This window comes from Enterococcus durans, from assembly GCF_002277935.1.
In the GTDB taxonomy this organism is placed as follows: Bacteria; Bacillota; Bacilli; order Lactobacillales; family Enterococcaceae; genus Enterococcus_B; species Enterococcus_B durans.
This window is the reverse complement of the sequence record NZ_CP022930.1, coordinates 539,986-559,163: the sequence shown is the minus strand read 5'-3', so window position 1 is coordinate 559,163 and position 19,178 is coordinate 539,986. Positions and strand designations below refer to the sequence as shown.

16 protein-coding genes and 1 pseudogene are annotated in these 19,178 nt (G+C 38.1%); 12 read left to right on the top strand and 5 right to left on the bottom strand.

Annotated elements, in window-relative coordinates; translation table 11 throughout:
• Nucleotides 1-244: 244 nt before the first annotated feature.
• The 3 genes from CJZ72_RS02720 to CJZ72_RS02710 form a co-directional block, all read right to left on the bottom strand.
• Nucleotides 245-2,995, bottom strand: a complete 2,751-nt coding sequence (locus CJZ72_RS02720; RefSeq protein WP_095443600.1) for a cation-translocating P-type ATPase — start codon at nucleotides 2,993-2,995, stop codon at nucleotides 245-247.
• 367 nt (nucleotides 2,996-3,362) lie between these two features.
• Complete coding sequence (locus CJZ72_RS02715; protein WP_095443599.1) at nucleotides 3,363-3,791, bottom strand: GFA family protein; 429 nt, start codon at nucleotides 3,789-3,791, stop codon at nucleotides 3,363-3,365.
• 550 nt (nucleotides 3,792-4,341) lie between these two features.
• Nucleotides 4,342-4,653: a DUF1700 domain-containing protein gene (locus tag CJZ72_RS02710; protein ID WP_227260050.1), complete on the bottom strand. Its 312-nt coding sequence runs from the start codon at nucleotides 4,651-4,653 to the stop codon at nucleotides 4,342-4,344.
• Nucleotides 4,654-5,064: 411 nt separating this feature from the next.
• On the opposite strand from CJZ72_RS02710, the gene CJZ72_RS02705 reads away from it, so the two are divergent.
• From CJZ72_RS02705 to CJZ72_RS02695, 3 genes are all read left to right on the top strand, one after another.
• Entirely contained in the window at nucleotides 5,065-6,468 is a 1,404-nt protein-coding gene (locus CJZ72_RS02705; RefSeq protein ID WP_081134093.1) for a PTS sugar transporter subunit IIC, read from the top strand.
• Nucleotides 6,469-6,539: 71 nt separating this feature from the next.
• The gene (locus tag CJZ72_RS02700; protein WP_081134094.1) at nucleotides 6,540-6,812 is read left to right on the top strand and encodes a hypothetical protein; all 273 of its coding nucleotides are present in this window, start codon (nucleotides 6,540-6,542) and stop codon (nucleotides 6,810-6,812) included.
• A gap of 16 nt (nucleotides 6,813-6,828) precedes the next feature.
• Nucleotides 6,829-7,752 carry a LacI family DNA-binding transcriptional regulator gene (locus CJZ72_RS02695; RefSeq protein WP_081134095.1) on the top strand — a complete coding sequence of 308 codons (924 nt, stop codon included), beginning with the start codon at nucleotides 6,829-6,831 and terminating at the stop codon, nucleotides 7,750-7,752.
• Between the two features lie 266 nt (nucleotides 7,753-8,018).
• On the opposite strand, the gene CJZ72_RS02690 is transcribed toward CJZ72_RS02695, so the two are convergent.
• A complete protein-coding gene (locus tag CJZ72_RS02690) occupies nucleotides 8,019-8,774 on the bottom strand; it encodes a MerR family transcriptional regulator (RefSeq protein ID WP_081134096.1) in 756 nt (251 codons plus the stop codon).
• A 193-nt stretch (nucleotides 8,775-8,967) separates the two neighbouring features.
• Here CJZ72_RS02690 and CJZ72_RS02685 point away from each other — a divergent pair, with 193 nt between their 5' ends.
• From CJZ72_RS02685 to CJZ72_RS02650, 8 genes are all read left to right on the top strand, one after another.
• The gene (locus tag CJZ72_RS02685) at nucleotides 8,968-9,330 is read left to right on the top strand and encodes a DUF1827 family protein (protein WP_081134097.1); all 363 of its coding nucleotides are present in this window, start codon (nucleotides 8,968-8,970) and stop codon (nucleotides 9,328-9,330) included.
• A gap of 148 nt (nucleotides 9,331-9,478) precedes the next feature.
• Nucleotides 9,479-10,951, top strand: a complete 1,473-nt coding sequence (locus tag CJZ72_RS02680) for a nicotinate phosphoribosyltransferase (protein ID WP_016177683.1) — start codon at nucleotides 9,479-9,481, stop codon at nucleotides 10,949-10,951.
• Nucleotides 10,952-10,963: 12 nt separating this feature from the next.
• Nucleotides 10,964-11,791: an ammonia-dependent NAD(+) synthetase gene (nadE, locus tag CJZ72_RS02675; protein WP_095443597.1), complete on the top strand. Its 828-nt coding sequence runs from the start codon at nucleotides 10,964-10,966 to the stop codon at nucleotides 11,789-11,791.
• Between the two features lie 300 nt (nucleotides 11,792-12,091).
• The gene (locus CJZ72_RS02670) at nucleotides 12,092-13,960 is read left to right on the top strand and encodes an LTA synthase family protein (RefSeq protein ID WP_081134099.1); all 1,869 of its coding nucleotides are present in this window, start codon (nucleotides 12,092-12,094) and stop codon (nucleotides 13,958-13,960) included.
• 111 nt (nucleotides 13,961-14,071) lie between these two features.
• Nucleotides 14,072-14,506: a hypothetical protein gene (locus CJZ72_RS02665; protein ID WP_081134100.1), complete on the top strand. Its 435-nt coding sequence runs from the start codon at nucleotides 14,072-14,074 to the stop codon at nucleotides 14,504-14,506.
• Between the two features lie 333 nt (nucleotides 14,507-14,839).
• Entirely contained in the window at nucleotides 14,840-15,535 is a 696-nt protein-coding gene (locus CJZ72_RS02660) for a GTP pyrophosphokinase (RefSeq protein WP_095443596.1), read from the top strand.
• Between the two features lie 58 nt (nucleotides 15,536-15,593).
• A complete protein-coding gene (locus CJZ72_RS02655; RefSeq protein WP_095443595.1) occupies nucleotides 15,594-16,820 on the top strand; it encodes a chloride channel protein in 1,227 nt (408 codons plus the stop codon).
• Between the two features lie 146 nt (nucleotides 16,821-16,966).
• Complete coding sequence (locus CJZ72_RS02650; RefSeq protein WP_005880167.1) at nucleotides 16,967-17,308, top strand: DUF1831 domain-containing protein; 342 nt, start codon at nucleotides 16,967-16,969, stop codon at nucleotides 17,306-17,308.
• A 98-nt stretch (nucleotides 17,309-17,406) separates the two neighbouring features.
• Here the strand turns inward: CJZ72_RS02650 and CJZ72_RS02645 are convergent, their stop codons facing one another.
• Nucleotides 17,407-18,186, bottom strand: coding sequence for a hypothetical protein (locus tag CJZ72_RS02645; protein WP_095443594.1), 780 nt, complete (start codon nucleotides 18,184-18,186; stop codon nucleotides 17,407-17,409).
• Between the two features lie 317 nt (nucleotides 18,187-18,503).
• Between CJZ72_RS02645 and CJZ72_RS02640 the strand changes: the two are divergent.
• Nucleotides 18,504-19,110, top strand: a pseudogene (locus tag CJZ72_RS02640) (metallophosphoesterase).
• The last annotated feature ends 68 nt before the right edge of the window (nucleotides 19,111-19,178 follow it).

Genomic DNA, 19,178 nt, shown 5'->3' with positions numbered 1-19,178 from the left:
TTGTATCGAATGATAGCATTAGTTCAACTTATGAGGTAGAAACCTCGCTTCGATTCCTTTTTAGGTTAGTGTAGTAATATGAAAAAGAGGTTGGGACAAAAGTAAGAAACACTTTTGTCCCAACCTCTTTTTTTGAAATTTCCGAAAAAACTGACTTTTGGAATTTCGGCTTATTTCTCGGAGTTAAACACTTCTGTCCCAACCTCACCAATTATATCAGCTGGATGCTCAATGATTTCCAGTTTTATTTCACCGAAGTCCGATGTCGTAATATGGCTTTACGCAACTCTTCCAATAGAATGATCGGAATCGGGATCAATGCCAAGCCAAACCAAGCAATCAATGGAATATTTGTGGTGCTGAAGGCATCTTGCAAGAAAGGAATGTTAATCAGAGCGGCTAACAGGCAGATTTCAAAAAGAATACCTAACAAAACTCGTTTGTTGCTGAAAAAACCGATCTTGAATAAGGATTCTTTTTCTGTTCGACAGTTGAAAACAGCACCAATCTGACTAAAAACAATTGCTGCTAAAGTCATTGTAGTGGCCATTACATAAGTTTTTCCTGTGCTTGCCAATGGAACAGTTGGCCAACCGTCAGAATAATTGATTACGAAATAAGCACCAATCGATATTACAGATGCCATCAGACCATACCAACCAAATGCCTTCCAGATCAATTTTTTGGTCAAAAGATGATCTGTTCGTTTGCGAGGCGGTTTATTCATCGTCCCAGGTTCGGTTTTTTCAGTGGCTAGGCTTAGTGCCGGCAACATATCGGTCCCTAGATCGATAGAAAGGATCTGCATCACCGTTAAAGGCAATGGGATCATTCCCCGAGAAAGCAGAAATAAAATTGATGGAAAAGCTTCTGGCATATTGCTATTTAAAATATATAACAAGAATTTACGTATATTATTATAGACCGTACGACCTTCTTCAATAGCATTGACGATCGAAGTGAAATTATCATCTGTTAAGATCATATCGGCGGCTTCTTTTGCGACATCAGTACCGGTGACTCCCATCGCCACCCCGATATCAGCTTTTTTCAAAGCTGGGGCATCATTGACCCCATCTCCAGTGGATGCAACAATTTCACCTAAGGATTGTAAAAGCGAAACGATCCGATATTTTTGTTCTGGTGCAACTCGGGCAAAAATGATTTGATGGGTAAGATTTTCCTTTAGTTCGTCATCAGACATCGCTGACAGTTGATCGCCTGTTACGACACGAACATCGTCACCTTCAACGATCCCGATTTTGCGGGCGATACTTTCAGCGGTCAAGCCATAATCACCTGTGACCATGATGATCCGAATGCTAGCAGCGTGACATTTTTTTATTGCTTCGATGACGTTTTCCCGTGGTGGATCTTGGCTGGCAGTGATACCGACGAAGACCAACTGATTTTCTGTTTTTTCAATGCTGTATTCTGTTTCATCCGGATTTAATCGGCGGTAGGCGAAAGCCAATGTTCGTAGACCTTCTTTGGCGAAAATGTCATTTTGATCAAGAATCTGTTTTTTACGTACATCATCGAGAGGTTTGATTTCTCCATTCAGTAAAAAGTAAGTACAACATTCGAGGACTTCGGTGATCCCGCCTTTGGTAAAAATAAAGCGATCATTTTGTTGCTGATGGATCGTCGACATTCGTTTGCGTTTTGAATCAAAGGGTAGTTCACTAAGCCTTTGATAACGTTCTTTCTCTTCTGCCAGAGCATAATCCGCTTTATCTGCTAAAATGAGTAAGCTACCTTCATCAGGACTACCCACTAATTGATATTCCTGATCTATTTGTTGAATAGCAGAGTCGTTATCTAATGTACCGATACGGATCAGCTGCAATAGATCTTTTTCTTTAGCTAATTCGATCCGCATGCTGTCTTTAGTTACGATACCATTTGGTGCATAACCAGTGCCAGACACTTCATACTGTGCATAAGGCAACCACACTTTTTCGACGGTCATCTGGTTTTTAGTCAAGGTCCCAGTTTTATCAGAACAGATAACCGAAGTTTCTCCTAGTGTTTCAACGCTATTTAGATGTTTAACGAGAGCATTTTTCTTAGCCATCGTCTGAACTGCCAGCGCTAAAGATAAAGTGACTGTTGGCAACAACCCTTCTGGAATAAAGGCTACCATCATTCCCAAGGCAAAAATAAATGATTCTACAACAGGATTTTTTACGAAAAAGACTGCTGCTAGAAAGAAAATCACACCGATCACAATGGCGATCAGGGAAAGTTGCTTCGTCAAGACGTTTAGTTCTTTTTCTAATGGGCTGGGAGTTGCAGCAACGGAACCGGTCAAAGAAGCAATTTGCCCAAATTCAGTTTTCATCCCTGTTTGGGTAACTAACATCAACCCACTACCACTGACTACAGAAGTTCCTTCATAGACCAGATTCGCTTCGGCAAAGCGCCCAGCTGTTTTGACTTCATCAGCAGTCAATGTGGCGCTATCCTTGTTAACGATGGTGGATTCACCAGTTAAAGAAGATTGGTTGACTTGCATGCTGTCAGCTTGCAATAGACGGCCATCCGCAGGAATATTATCACCACTTTTGATCTGTACGACATCTCCGGGTACGATATTTTCCACCAGAGTGTTTTCTATTTTACCGTTGCGTAAGACGCGAGCATAGTTTGGCAACATTTTTTGTAGGGCAGAAGTTGCTTGACTAGCGCGATATTGCTGCCAAAAACTGAAGAGCCCGTTGATCACATTGACCAACCAGATGGCGATCCCTAATTCGAGCATACCGGCAAATAAAGCAATAAAACCCGATACCCATAATAAGAGTGCCATCAGACTTGTGAAATTTAATAAAAATGTTTTGATAATCGATTCTTTTTTTGTTGTGTTGATTACATTTTGACCGTATTTGGTTAAGCGTTGCTGCACTTCGTCTGTCGAAAGTCCCTTTTCTGAACTTGCTAGTGCTTGATAAGCCGCTTGGACCGAACTAGTCGCCCAATTTATCTTGTCCATGGTCATCACCTCTGTTTGTATTTTCCTCCTAAGATCCAAAAATTGCAAATCGGTTTATGGGTTACCTGAAATGATGTGAAAAGAAAAATAATCGTAGAAAATCAGTAATATGTTTGGACTGATTTCTTCATAAAATTTCGTCAGTGTCAGGCGGGATAGCATTGATCATCATATATTATGGATGGAATGGAAAAGCTGATTCCAATCGGATACATGTTTTGCTTGGCCTATTTTTCAATGAGGTACTTCATTATATGTAAGCCTAAAGAACGAGCGGAGGGGAAATTCAACGGCCGTTGAATTTCCCCTCCGTAATATTTTCTTCTATTGAAGATTGTTGTCGTTGAACAAAACCTCAATGTAGTGCCTATTCTTTGTTAAAATACGTTTCTTGTACTATTTTCATGACGTCGGCTTCGGTTAGCTTTTTCGTGTCATTTACAAAATTGTAGTAAGACGGTTTCTGATCGTAATAGACTTCGACTGTCAGTGTTGCTCCTTCCTGATCTGCAAATAAATCGATTGGGATACTGTAGGAATCCCCTGGAAGAAGATGATAAAAAAGATGTGACCCACAAATTGAGCAAAAGCCACGTTCCGCCCATTCAGATGACTGATAGCGAGTAACTAAGTTTTCAGGTTGGATGGAAATTGTTGCACCTGTTCCTGCTTCAACCGTAAGCAGCGGTCCCGCTCCCCAACGACGACACATCGAACAATGACAGGCGCCCACCTCGGAATGGATGTCTTGAACTTCCATCGAAATAGCACCGCATAAGCAATTTGCTTTCTTCATTTACTTTCCTCCTATTGATCTTTTTTGTTGGATAGTGGAACAACTTAAAATAGAAAAAGATTAAAACACTGATATTCAAGGAACCATAAGTGAATAAACTACTAACTATTTTTAGTTTATCATAGGGGAAATGAAAAGACTTTGGGGAACTAGTCCGTCAGTATTATCGAAAAGGGTGTTATTTGAATTCATGCTTTCAAGGTTACTTGTCCTGGTACATCCAGTGTTCCTTTAAAAGCTGTTTGGATAAAAAAGTTATTCCTTGATAGTGAAGACCTGTAATGGTAAGAAGGGTAATAATTGCGGTTTTAGCAATCAATAGTTTTATACGGTTAAGGAAGGTGCTTCAATGAGGAGCTTTGAGGAAAAAAACATACTAAGATTAGAGGGTAAATTCATCGACGGATGAAATTACCCTCTAATCTTAGTATGTTTTGCCTCCAATTTCTCAAACCTAAACGACCTTTGTCTCGACCTCAGGGAGACTTAAGAGTTAACAAAATCTGAGGATAGTGGTCAGTTAGCGGAAGTTTGGAGCCTGTAATACGACTTATCCATAAATCAATCTCTTGTTATAAGCAATGTACTTCGCTGAAATATTTCCTACGTATTTTGTTGCTTTGATACATACTGGGACTAGTAGCCCGCCCAAAGCAAACAATAGGATGCTTGCTATGCTTTGAAAAACTGAAAAATCCTGAATCGTCAACAAGGTTGCTCCTAATAGTAGAAGTGGAGAGAGCAAAAATGAACCCGTAACTATCCATAAACTCGCAATAAAGATATAAACACTTGCTGCTACACCTAAAATGAAGACTACATTAAAAAATAATAGCGAGAAAACAATCGAAGCTTTTTTCATCATCTATTCCCCCTTTTCTTTACTCTATCACTAAAGTTATTTCACAACAATCAGACCTAAGTACTAGTTAATGAGGAAGCGTATTTTTTAGTTAAACAAAGGGAAACCCTGTTGCCATGAGAAAATAAGATGAACTCTAGGAGGAAAGGATAAAATCAATGTAGGTGGAAATAAAGAAGAAAAATATATGAATAAAGAAATGGAGAGTGCGTTAAAACGAAATAGTTTCATGACAACCTCCATTTATCACATATAAATGAAAAAATTACTACAGAGTGTACTATTTTTCCTAGGCATAAAAAATTCTTTTTACATTAAGTAGGCACGCTTAGAAATATATGCTATATTTATAATATCGTTATAATGTATACGCATACAAAGTGACGAAAAATAGATTTTAGGAGGATAAGAATGGACGGATTGATGAAGTGGATGGAGAGGTATATTTTACCAGTCGCAACAAAAATAGGTTCAGAAAAACATTTAGTTGCTTTACGTGATGCTTTTATTGGAACAATGCCAGCTACCATGGCTGGTGCAATTGCAGTGTTGCTAAATGCATTTATGCGCGATTTTCCCAATACGTATCTAGGAGAAGGAAATGCAATAACTACATTTTTTACACCAGTTATCGGTGTGAATGGTCTGATCTGGAATGGAACATTGGCGATCATGGCGGTTGTTTTTGCACTATCTTTAGGGGCTAACTTAGCCAAAGCTTATGGGGTAGATCCAGTTTCCGGTAGTATCGTTTCTTTAGTTGCTTTTATTATTGGTTTACCTGATGCTGCTACGGCGGTGTTGACATTGCCGGAAAAATTATCAGAAGAAGCAGCAACGATGATTACTTCTGCTGGTGGAGTCCTTGCTGATGCGGAAGGCGGGCAAACACTTTCAATGGGGGCGTGGGGCTATTTTAATTTTGGAAAATATATGGGTGGCTCTGGGCTTTTTACAGCCATGATTTTTGGATTTATATCGGTTATCATTTTCGCACTTCTAATTCGTAAAAACATTATTATTCGTATGCCTGATTCTGTTCCTCCGGCTGTCTCAAAAGCTTTTGCTGCGATCATACCCGCAGTAGTCTCATTGTATGTCGTCGGTACTATCAATTATCTGTTCAAACAAACTGCTGGCGTCCCTTTGATTGATTGGATCTCAGAAGCGATCCAAAGACCTTTGATGCATCTTTCACAGGGCTACGGGGCTGTCTTTATTATTGTTCTGCTTGTCCATGTTCTCTGGTTTTTTGGTCTTCATGGAACGAATATCATGTCGCCTGTTTTACAGACTTTATATGGAACAGCGATGGTAGAGAATACGAATGCTTTTCAAAATAATGAACCGATCCCCTTCAAATGGGTAGCTGGTTCATTTGAGGCTTTTGTATGGCCTGGTGGAGCAGGAGTGACGTTAGTGTTGATCATCATGATCTTGGTACTATCTAAGCGCGCTGATTATAAAACAGTGGGTAAACTAGGGATTGCTCCTGGGTTGTTCAATATCAATGAACCTGTGATGTTCGGTCTGCCGGTCGTCTTGAATCCGTTGTTGATGATTCCATTTATTTTAGCGCCATTAGCAACTGCGACCATTGCATACTTTGCCACGATGGCAGGATTGGTGCGTCCGGTAGTAGTGAATGTGATTTGGGTCATGCCTACGATCATCAGTGGTTTTCTTGCAACGGCAGGTGACTGGCGGGCCATCGTCTTGACAATCATAAACTTGTTAGTGGCTGCCTTGATCTGGGCACCATTCATTCTAGCGGCCAATCGTTTGGATCCTACTCTTGGGGAGCCAGAAGAATAAGCAGAAACAAACTCCTTGCTATGAGACGCGTTTCATAAGCTATACTCAAAGCATCAAAGGAGGGATTTATAATGAATACCTATATCAAAACGACCAATGAAATAACCAATGATTACTTTTATGCTTTTGTAGAATTTAAGGGGTCAATGCTGTTACTCTCTAGTTTTCAAGGATTAAATAAAACGATAGTTCAAAAAATTCCTTTAAGTGAAATTACTAGTTTAACAAAAGACACATATTTAGGTGGTCAACGGATCAGCTTTGAATATGATGAAACATTCTATCAATTTTTCGAATGTGGGCATGCTGTGGTAGACTATTTACAAGAAAATCTTTTCGTATAGGTGGCGAAAACCGAGTATGGCAAACATTCGAGATATCGCAAGACTCACTGGTTACTCTGTTTCAACAGTGTCTCGAGTGATCAATCAACATCCGTATGTGGATGAAGTAAAACGCGCAGAGATTCTGGCAATGATGAAGAAGCTCGACTATGTTCCCAATGCAAGTGCAAGACAGTTAAGCTATGGGAAAACAAGAAATATTGGCGTTATTTTGCCCTATGCAAATCATCCATATTTTGATCAGCTGATCGGCGGAATCATTGAGTCGGCTTTTAATGAGGACTATAAGGTGACTTTATTACCTACAAATTACCAAGCGGATCGTGAAATGATGTATCTGGAAGAATTTGCAGGTAAAGCCTTTGATGGGCTGATCATTACTTCTCGAGCGAATCATTTAGAGGCTTTGCTTCCTTATCAAAAATATGGACCGATTGTATTTTGTGAAGAAATCAAAGAAAAAAAGGCAAACTGTGTCTTTATTGACCGTGAACAATCGATTGAAGAAGCACTTTTCTTTCTACGTGATCAAGGAGTCAGACGTCTCGGTGTGACATTAGGCAGAAGCAGTCGACTCAGTTACAATTCAAAAATCACATTAGAACTTTGCAAAAAAGTGTTTCCGGACTTTGAAAAGCAACATGTTTATTGGGATTGCATCGATCATGAGCAAGGTGTCAAAGCAGGCACTTTCTTTGAAGAACAAGCAATTGATGGGGTGCTAGCAAATTCAGATACAGTCGCAGCTGGGATTTTACAGCAATCTTTTTTGGAAAGTAATCGGCGGATAGTTGGTCGGGATAATTTACTGATCAGTGAGATCATGGATTTTTCAACGATCGATCACGGGCTGATTGCTTGTGGAGAAATGGCATTTCAACTTCTGATCGAGGAACGGTTGGGACAAATCAAAATTCCTTATCGATTTATCGAGAGATGAATAAAAAGAATAATCAATAAAAAGAGGTCGAGACCAAAGTCGTTTAGGTTTGAGAAATTGGAGAGAAAAGAGGATGGGACAAAAGTGTTTCTTACTTTTGTCCCGCATTCCTTTTTTCGAATGATCGGTAATTCAGAAGTCACTATTACAAAAACAAATCAAAATTTCACAAAAAGATAAATATTTTTAGGAAATCTGTGCTTGTTTTGTAGCAGACAGCTTTTGTCACGATCGCTATTTCTTATTTCTATTTGATACTAGTATGATTATTCTGTTTGTTTTTTTATGATCTCGCTTAATGCTTTTGTTGCTCCCACACCACTACGGCTATCATAGTAAGAAGTAAATCGTTCATCGGACAGATACATTGCCGCTAATCCTTTATGTGCTGCTAAACTGTAAGTAGGCCAACTAAAAGTGAGCCACTTCTTATGCGAAGCAAAAATAGACTCTTCCAATTGTTGATTTGTAGGATCTTGAAGATAGTGAGTCAAATCAGCTAGAAGCTGTTCTTCGATTGTTTCCATGTCACGATAAGTTTCCTCATCCATCTCTTGCCACTTTTTAGTTGTCGCATGCACTGCCTTGTTGCCGTATTTTTCTCGTATTTCTTGACCATAGTGCAGTTCGTTTTCTGCTAATTTTTGCTGTTTGAATCCTTCAAATTTTTCTTGATCAGTCATATGTGTTCCTCCTTCGTAGTTCGTCAGTGTTTGCTGGATAGTTGTCAAGAGAGTATCGATCTGGTCTCTTTTTTCCTGTAACATTTTCTGATGTTCCAGTAATGCCTGTTGATGGTCAAATTTTGGGTCGTCTAAAATCTCGCGAATCTGTTCCAATTTGAATGCAAGCGAACGATAAAACAAAATATGTTGCAGACGGTCCACTTCTTTTGGTCCATAGATACGATAACCGGAAGATGTGATCCTCGCTGGTTTCAAAAGACCGATTTCATCGTAAAAACGCAGTGTTCGCGGACTAACACCAGAGAGTTGAGCCATTTTTTTGATAGTGTATTCCATTTTCTACCTCCTGACATCTTTAGCATATTCCTTGACGTAACGAGAAGGTCAAGGGAAAGGATGACTATTTTTTTATCGCTGGATTTATGTTATACTAAATATAACAGAAAAAGTTTTTTTCTGTTATTCTTTGATTTAATTGAAAGCGATTCCTTAGGGCGCTTATCCATATAAAAAAGAAAAGAGGAATGAGATGAAATTAATCGAGACACCTGTAACAAATAATTTGAATATCAAGACGTTTTACCCTAAGATAGTCGATTTTTTCTTTGGCGGTTCAGCAATCAAATATTATAAGCTGTATTCGTTAGATCGTACCCAAATTCTATTTGTAGATACGTATGATAAACAAGAATTAGTGATGATCAATACAAAGAAAAAAATCACAAAGCAGGAAATAGACTTTGCGGTTCGACGGATTTTAAAATCTGATCGTGAAGACGTCAAGGTACATATTGGCGTAAAACAAGACTTGGAGCAAAGAGGAATCCAGTTTAAGCGACCAAATAAAGACATCGTAATCGTTGAGCAGCGAACTATCGCCTCGGCTGTATAAATAAAAGACCACTAAGATCACTTGGATATCTGATTTTAGTGGTCTTTTTTGTACGTTTTTCAGAAAATAATCAAGATTTCTTCTCCTAAGGTTTTTTTTTGTTATAATGGGAAAGAAATGAAAACTTGCCAAGAGGAGTAATAAAAAAATGAATAAAATATACCCAGATGACAGTTTGACTTTGCATACAGATTTATATCAAATCAATATGATGCAAACGTACTGGGAATTAGGTCGAGCTGATCTGCACGCTGTTTTTGAATGCTATTTCCGTGAAATGCCTTTTAACCATGGGTACGCCGTGTTTGCAGGGTTAGAACATTTAGTCGAATATTTAGAAAATTTGACATTCACAGAGACGGATATTGAGTATTTACGTAATATGAATGTTTATCCAGAAGGTTTTTTAACTTATCTAAAAGAATTTAAGTTCAAAGCAACAGTTCGTTCTGCCCGTGAAGGAGAACTGGTTTTTGCGAATGAACCTTTGATCCAAGTGGAAGGTCCACTAGCGCATTGCCAGTTAGTTGAAACAGCTTTGTTGAACATCGTGAATTTCCAAACACTGATTGCCACCAAAGCTGCTAGAATCAAATCAGTTATCGGCGATGATCCTTTATTGGAATTTGGAACAAGAAGAGCACAAGAACTTGATGCAGCAGTTTGGGGAACTCGTGCAGCATACATCGGTGGAGCAGATGCCACAAGTAATGTACGTGCAGGGAAAATATTCGGGATTCCTGCAAGCGGTACGCATGCACATTCACTTGTTCAATCTTACGGAAATGATTATGAAGCTTTTATGGCATATGCCAAGACGCATAAAGATTGTGTTTTCTTGGTGGATACGTACGATACGCTTAAATCAGGGGTTCCTAGTGCGATCAGAGTAGCCAAAGAATTAGGTGATCAAATCAATTTCCAAGGTGTACGTATCGATAGTGGAGATATGGCTTATATTTCTAAACGAGTACGGGAACAGCTAGATGCTGCTGGATTTACTGAAGCAAAAATCTATGCGTCAAATGATTTAGATGAAGCAACGATTTTGAACTTAAAGATGCAAAAAGCCAAAATAGATGTCTGGGGTGTCGGAACAAAATTGATCACTGCGTATGATCAACCGGCTTTAGGAGCTGTTTTCAAGTTAGTTTCGATTGAAAGTAAGGATGGTAAAATGATCGATACGATCAAACTATCCAGCAATGCTGAAAAAGTAACAACTCCTGGTAAAAAGCAAGTTTGGCGTATCACGCGTAATTTCGATGGAAAATCAGAAGGGGATTATGTCACTCTTTGGGACGAAGATCCACGAGAAGAAGAAGAAATCTTCATGTTCCATCCAATCCATACATTTATCAATAAAACTGTGCGAGACTTTACTGCACGTCCAATCTTACAAGATATCTATATCGATGGAAAACTTGTCTATGATTTGCCTGTTTTAGATGAGATCAAGGAATACACTCGAACGAACCTTGATTCACTTTGGGAAGAATACAAACGTGACCTTAATCCACAAAAATATCCAGTTGATCTATCTACGGATTGTTGGAATCATAAAATGGCGACGATGGAACGTATGAAAAAAAGTGTTGCAGACATGCACAATGAAGCGTAAGGAGGAAAAACAATGAACTTACAAAAAGAAATCATCCAAGAATTAGGTGTCAAACCAACGATTGATCCAAAAGCTGAAATTCGAGTAAGTATTGATTTTTTGAAAGCATATTTGAAAAAACACCCATTTTTAAAGACATTCGTCTTAGGGATCAGCGGCGGACAAGATTCAACATTAGCAGGGCGGTTAGCGCAATTAACAATGGAAGAAATGCGCGAAGAAACAAAAGATGAGGACTATCAATTCATCGCTGTCCGTTTGCCATATGGGGAACAAGTGGATGAAGAAGACGCAAAAGCAGCCTTAGATTTTATCAAACCAGACGTTAGTTTACGCGTGAATATCAAACCGGCCGTAGATGCAGAAGTCACAGTTTTAGGTGAAGCTGGCGTAGAAATCAGCGACTTCAATAAAGGAAATATCAAAGCACGTCAACGAATGATCACGCAATATGCGATTGCAGGAGAACGAGCTGGAGCAGTTTTAGGAACAGATCATGCTGCAGAGAATATCACAGGTTTCTTTACGAAATTCGGCGATGGTGGAGCAGATATCTTGCCATTGTTCCGCTTGAATAAACGCCAAGGAAAACAATTATTAAAAGAATTAAATGCGCCAGAAAAATTATACACGAAGATACCAACTGCAGATTTAGAAGATGGCAAACCATTGATTGCAGATGAAGTAGCACTCGGTGTGACATATGATGAAATCGATGATTATTTAGAAGGCAGAGAAATTCCAGTTGATGCGCAAGAAAAGATTGAAGCATGGTGGAATAAAACGCAACATAAACGCCATTTGCCAATCTCAGTTTTCGATGATTTTTGGAAGAAATAAATTACAGATCTAAGTAAATCAGAAATTAAAAGCGAATAAAAGTAAGCGTATAGAGCCGAAAAACTGGGACACCAAAAAGTTGGTGTCTCAGTTTTTTAAACTTTAGAGCAAACTCTTCTAATTTTTTGAATAGCCTGATTTCTTATAGTCTGAGTTAGGACTTGTTGTAGCATTGGTCTTCATAGATGATTCAAAAATCTTCATTAATTCTTCTCGTTTCTTTACTTGTAAAAGGTTAACTACTAAAATAAAGTAGACAGTAATAATAATCAATTCACTGAAAGTTGAAGGAGTATCTACTTGAAAAGAAAATTAAGCAATCTCTTAAATAAATTGACTTTAACACAAAAGCGTATTTTAAAATACACAGCAATCAGTATTTTTACTTTATTGATTGTTGTATTAAGCAATCTCTATTTACAATGGTGTCAAAATGATCTTTCTGTTGACCTTGCGCTGAACTTTGCTTTTTCGTGGCACACACAAAAATTCTTATTGGCATGCCTTGTATTGTTGATGATTTTTTTACTTTTAGTATCGGCTATGGGATCATTTCTTTTCGGTATGTTCTTTTACATTGTAAGTATCGGGATATTAGGGTATGCAAATTACTTAAAAATGAGTTATCGACAAGAGCCTATCTACCCAGACGATTTGAAAATGATCACGGAGTTCAGCTTATTGAAGGAAATGACTGGGACAGGCTCCTTTTACTTGTTGCTAGGGTTGATCGTGCTAGTCTTGCTTGGTGGTTTGTGGGGGATTTACCGAAGTTTCAAAAAAGGACGGCGATTCCAGATACTACGCATGATTACATTCTGTGTAACGATCGGATCGTTGGTATATATCAGTCATTTCAATAATCCTAATAATCTTTTGCGTAAGGCCTATAATAAAACAGCATTATGGATTCCTTACAGCCAAAAGATGAATTATTACAATACTGGGTTTATTGGCGGTTTTTTGTATAATTTAAAAATTGACCCAATGGATGAACCTAGTGGATATTCAGAAGCAAAAATCAAAGAGATCACCGAAAAATATCAGGAACTGGCTGATAAAAAAAATCAAGAAGCAACAGAAGAGCAACCGAACATCATCTATGTCATGAGTGAGAGTTTCTCTGATCCTAGCCGGTTGAATGGTGTGGAAATCTCAGGAGATCCACTGGCAGATTATTATGATGTCGCAAATCAAACCTACAGTGGGAATATGCTCTCCCAAAATTACGGAGGTGGCACAGCGAACATCGAATTTGAAGCTCTGACTGGTTTTTCAATGGCACTATTTAATGCACAGTTGACCACTCCTTATACGATGCTTGTGCCTAAAATCGACCAATTGCCTTCACTCGTATCGACATTGAACGCCCAAAAATATCAGACGACTGCTATCCATCCTTTTAATACATCCATGTATAAAAGGGAAGATGTCTACAAGGTGATGGGCTTTGATCGCTTTATTAGTGAGGACACGATGAAATATACAGAAACGATCGATAATAATCCTTATATTTCAGATGAATCTGCCTATAAAGAAGTCATGGATCTTTTGAAGAATACAGAAACTCCGCAGTTTGTCCATCTAGTAACGATGCAGACGCATATGCCATATAATGGGAAGTATTCGAAGCTAGACTATTCAGCAAAGACGATGGACGATAGTGGTACCAATAGTTTAGACAATTATCTTCAAGATATTGCTTACAGCAGTCAAGCGTTGAAAAAATTTACCGAGGAGTTAAAAGATCTTTCTAGAAGAACGCTAGTTGTTTTTTGGGGCGATCATTTACCGGGTATCTATTCAGAAGATATCCAAAATAAAAATGATAAGCAAACGTTACATGAAACGCAGTTTTTGATGTTTGACAATCAAGGGAAATTGACTGAGAACAGTACGCATGATGCGATTACTAGTCCATTTTATTTTGCTGCTAATTTGCTAGAGCAAACCAAACAACCAACGACTGGTTTCTATCAGTTGTTATTGGAAATGGAACAAACACTGCCTGCGTTTGAACGAGAATTATACTATCAAGGCGGGCAATGGCGTCAAGAAGCACAATTGAATAAAGAGCAAGAAACACTTTATGATGCCTATAAGATGATCCAATATGATATTGTATCCGGAAAACAATACAGTTTGAAGGAAGGCTTTTTTAAGAAATAACGAATAAGTCATCAAATAGTAAATGAAGAAAACCTGTCTTTTAGAAATAAAAACAGGTAAAATAAAAAGTAAAGAGTCAAATGAAATAAAAATCGGAAAGTAGGAAAATGAATGTTACCAAATATGGGCTATTATGTTCAAGCTGTCGATCGAATGGTGAAAGAAACGGAAGAAATCGGAGAAACAATGCATCCCAAATACCAAGTGATCAGAGAGGCAATCGACCAAAATAAAACGGCTGATCTAAGCTCTGAAGAGTTAACTGAAATCAGTGGATTATTCAAAGAGGGAACAAAGAAATACCAATTGATTTTAAAGAAAATCAGTCAGCTTCGTCCACCAGCCAAAGTAATGGGAATCCACAAAAATTTTGAAAAAGCCTATATTTCTTATGTTGCAGGCTGTGAAGAAATGATCCAAAGTATTACGATAAAAGATGGAGTAGATGTAGCTTTGTTCAACGCGTCAGAAGAAAAACAGGACAAAGCGACAGAAAATATCTCATCAGCCATTCAAAAAATGACTAATTTGTTATTGAAAAAATAAACGAACACTTGAATTTACTGAAAACAAGAGCTATTTAATCTAAATATTAGATTATTTGTATGATAGTTTAGCTTAAGTGATTTATGATGAATACGTAACCAAGCTAACCAACAATAAACAGATGAGGCTGGGACAGAAGTGTTTCTTACTTTTGTCCCACAACTCTCTTTTCCGCTGAGCCTAACCAACTCAGCGGTTTTTTATTTTATCCACACACTTTTTAGCGATTAGTGATCATCCAGTGAGCGCTATTTTGAGTTTAAAATTAGCTTTGTGCTAAAATTATAATGAGAGCGCCATCCAAAAATACTTTTTTCTAAGGAGTGAGATGAAATGTCCGAAATTCCAATTGAGGAATTGATCAATATCTTAAATAAAGAATCGAATGCGACAAATCGTGCACTGGGTGTCGAAGCGATTGAATTGTATCAAGAACTAGAGGTTTATTACCACTCAGCTTTAGATGAAGTGGAAACAAAACTATTCATTATTGACCGTGAATTAAGTAGCAATAGTCACAGAGGACGAAAAAACAGTATCCATCAAATTCAGAAAAGGATCAAACGATTCAAGAGCGTTGTGAACAAATTGAATCGTAAACAGGTAAATTATTCAAAACAGGCAATTATTGCGAATGTCCGAGATTTTGCAGGTTTAAGAGTGATTTGTTCCTATAGTGACGATATCTACACATTGATCAACTCATTGAGTCATCATCCTGATATTACGATTCTGACGATCAAAGATTACTTAAAGCACCCTAAACCGAGTGGGTATCGCAGTGTCCATGTTGTTTTAGAAGTTCCAGTCTACTTTCTTGAAGAAACAAAAAAAATCAAAGTTGAAATTCAATTTCGGACGATTGCCATGGACTTTTGTGCTAGTTTAGAACATAGCTTACGGTATAAAAATAATTTAGAAAATCCTGAACTCTCAGAAAAATTACAAGGGATTTCAGATGACATTGAACATTTGGAAAATGAAATGCTGGCTATTCGTAAAGAAATCGAAGGATTATCTGAGGAGTAAGACAGCGATTTAGCAAGTGGCTAAAAATTTCAGTAGGTGTTAGAAAAGGGGCGAAGACATGAGATTTTCTGCGTTATTTGTGGTATACAGCTGTGTATTAGGTCTGATAGTTGGTGCTGTCGCAGCTTTTTTTTTACTAGTCGCTAATTTTTTTATTGATTTAGTTTGGCAAGATATTCCGGGTATGGTTTCACTTCCTTTTTGCCCAATGATCGTAGGGGTAGTAGGTGGCGTTTTAGTAGGGTTGCTTCAAAAACATTTAGGCCGCTATCCGACAACGATCGAAGAAACCTTAGGAGAATTCAAAAAAAATAATCGCGTTTCTTATAAAGGAAGAATCGGGAAAAACATCTTGGCTGCGCTCGTTGTATTGATGTTTGGCGCCAGCCTTGGACCAGAAGCTGCACTTGCGGGTGTTGTGGGTGGCATGATCACTTGGATGGGGGATCATTTAAAAATAACTTTTGAGCATAAAGACGAACTATTGAAGCTCAGTATAGGAACAATGCTAGCAACGATTTTTCGGGCACCGTTCGCTGGAATCAGTGAAGTGTTTGATAACAAGCATCCTTTCAAATTGAAAAATAAAGCCAGAAAAATTGGTTTGTATGCAATCAGTACATTATTTGGTATTGTAGGTTTTTTATTTATTGAACAGTTTTCGCCAGAGGAAAGTGTTTTTGCACTCCGTTTTTCCACTACGATCCAGTGGGAGTGGCAGGCACTTTTATTCGCTCCTTTAGGTTGGCTGGTTGGAGGGATATTTGGTTGGATATTTTTAAAAATTGAAAAATTGACGAACAAAATAGCAGAAAAAATCAATGGAATAATGATCAAAGCGGTACTGGCAGGTATCGGCATCGGTGTATTTGGCTTAGTGTCTCCCTATTTTTTGTTTTCTGGGGAACATCAATTGTTGCCTTTATCCAAAGAAGCCCTTCAATTTTCATTTTTCAATTTAGTTCTATTAGGTATAGGGAAAGCCATATTGACGAACTTTTGTTTTGCATTCGGCTGGCGAGGAGGGAAAATCTTTCCGGCAATTTTTTCAAGTACAGCAATAGGTTTTGCTTTTGTCAGTCTATTCCCTTATACGCCAGGATTGCTCGTTGGGGTAGTAGTTGCTGCTGGTCTGACCATGATCTTAGGCCAACCATATTTAAGCATGTCACTTTTGCTTTTTCTATTCCCAATCCAGTTTTTCCCAGTCATCTTGCTTAGCAGCCTCGGACTAGGTAAAGTAAAAAATTTTGTAGAAGCAAAATATGCAGAAACGAGTAAGTAAAATGACAAGGAGATTCTCAATTCTACGTGGAGAAGCATAAAGCACTGTGGACTGTGAATAGATGATGGAGCTGGCTAAAAAATCCTAGTAAAACAAATCAGAAACTTTTATAATAAAAGTAGAATAAGTTTACCGAGGTGAAAAGCATGGCATTTGAACAAATAGCAACTGTAATGGGCGCAAAAACGAGTTATCGTCTGCACCCAGATGCAAAAAGATACACACTTAGAGACAATGGCTTTACTGAAACAAATGGCGGAAACTATCAATTGATTCGTCCGCTAGATGCAACTCCACAAAGTAAAGAAGGCTTTAAGCTGAAAATCACTGTTTCAAAAGACATCAAAACGTTAAAAATGTCGATCACGACTGCGAATGGATTGAAAGCTGTCAATATCTTCAAAGATGACAAACAAAAAATGAGCCAAGATAAATTTTATTTTTTGATGGATGGTATGATCAGCCGCGGGCTATTTGAAAAAGTATGATTTCATCGTATGGTCTGAATAAAAAGAGCCAAAGAATCGAAGAGAACAGTTCTTCGGCTCTTTGGCTTTGTTTCTTATTTGTATCATTGGATTTGTGTCTATTCCACTTTTGTCCACTCATCGATGGATTTGCCGTTTTCGTCAACTATTTCGAGCCAACTATTTGTGCCACCGAAATAAAGGAGCAAGCTGGCTTCATTGACACTTTTTACAATGATATCTTTGGTCGTTTTCCCATTAGAAATACACTCTTTGAAGTCGTCTCGTAATTTTTCGCCATATTTTGCTGAATAACCGACAGAGCCATCTTTATTCCGTGGTGCTTCGGTAAGTAGTGTTGCACCTGATTTGATCAACATTTCATTTCGGCTAAGCCAATATATTGTTGCTTGGCTGTTTCTGAAGTTTACAGTAAAGGGGATTTCGCTGATCTTTTTTGACCAGCGATGGCGAGCCTTTGCTGTTTTTTTCTTTTCCGTTTTTTGCTGTTCGCCTAATGAATAGCCGAATAGTGAGAGGATAGTCAAAATTTCTTCATTCGGAGTAGCCAATTTTTTCTGGATATTTGTGGGGATTTTTCTATCTAATGTTTCATCTGTCATAATCGTCAGTCCACTTGCTTGTGCTTTTTCAAGTAGAGAAGCAATCATATGTGGGGCTTCGATTTCCCATGACAGTTGGATGAGAATGACTTTATCCCACTTTTTAGGTTCGATCGTCTTGCCAATTGCTTGGCACTCTTTTTGAGCAAAAAAGAGATAAAATGAATTTTCGGGTAAAGGAATCTTTTCTTCGGTTACATTTATTTTCTCGACTTCATGATCCAATGTGATAGTGATCGCTGAAGGGGTCAGTACAGTTTGAAAAGTAATCTCCATTATCGTTTCCTCCTATTTTTTATTCATTTTACCATGCGCAGAACCTTTTACCTTTTTTTAAGATCCCTTGTTCAATTCGTTTATTGTTTGTTGGATCTTTAGCAGATCGTTTAGGAGTAGAAAAATTGTTCCTGTAGAGTCGGTATGTTACTTTGTGGCATTGCATTATATGCGATCCCTTCTGATAGGACATATGATCAAGTGCTACAAAAGAAGAGAAAGTTAGAAACGAAAGAATCAGTTGATGAGTGATATACTTGAATAATTTGAGACTTTTATTTACGCTATAGGAAAGAATGAAAGAAGGAGGATGCAAGATGAATTTTTTTACCAGTGATATCCACTTTTTTCATGCGGCGCTATTAGGGAAAAATGATTTTGCACCTAGGTTATTTGCTACAGTGGAGGAAATGAACCAGCAATTGATCACCAGTTGGAATGCGGTAGTCAAAGAAACAGATCACGTTTACCATCTTGGTGATTTAGCGATGCATCCGCAATATGAAAAAGGTAGCCTAGAAATACTTGAATTAGTTTAGCAGCTCAATGGAACGATTCACTTTATCAAAGGAAACCACGATAGCCGAAACTTTTTTCGCTATTTGGAAAAACATGATCCTGGAAATAAAGATGGAACAAAAAAAATTTTATTTCTATGACGTGGGAGCAATTGTCAAATTCAATCATCATCAATATTATTTAACACATTATCCCATGCTGCTGGGTCCAAATGATACCATCCGAAACCTTCATGGGCATATCCATCATTATAGTGTTCCTATTGGCAATGATGTCAATGTGGGGGTAGATGCGCCTGAAAGAGAGCTCTTGAAAGTCAAAAGACCATTCGGGACACCTTTATCTGAAAAAGAAATTGAAGAAATCTACGAAGAAAAGCAAAAAGAATTAGCCAATTTACAATAGACGTCAAAAAGCAGTTTTCAAATCAAGCCATTTTAGGCAAGATTGAAGACTGCTTTTTTGTCGATTCC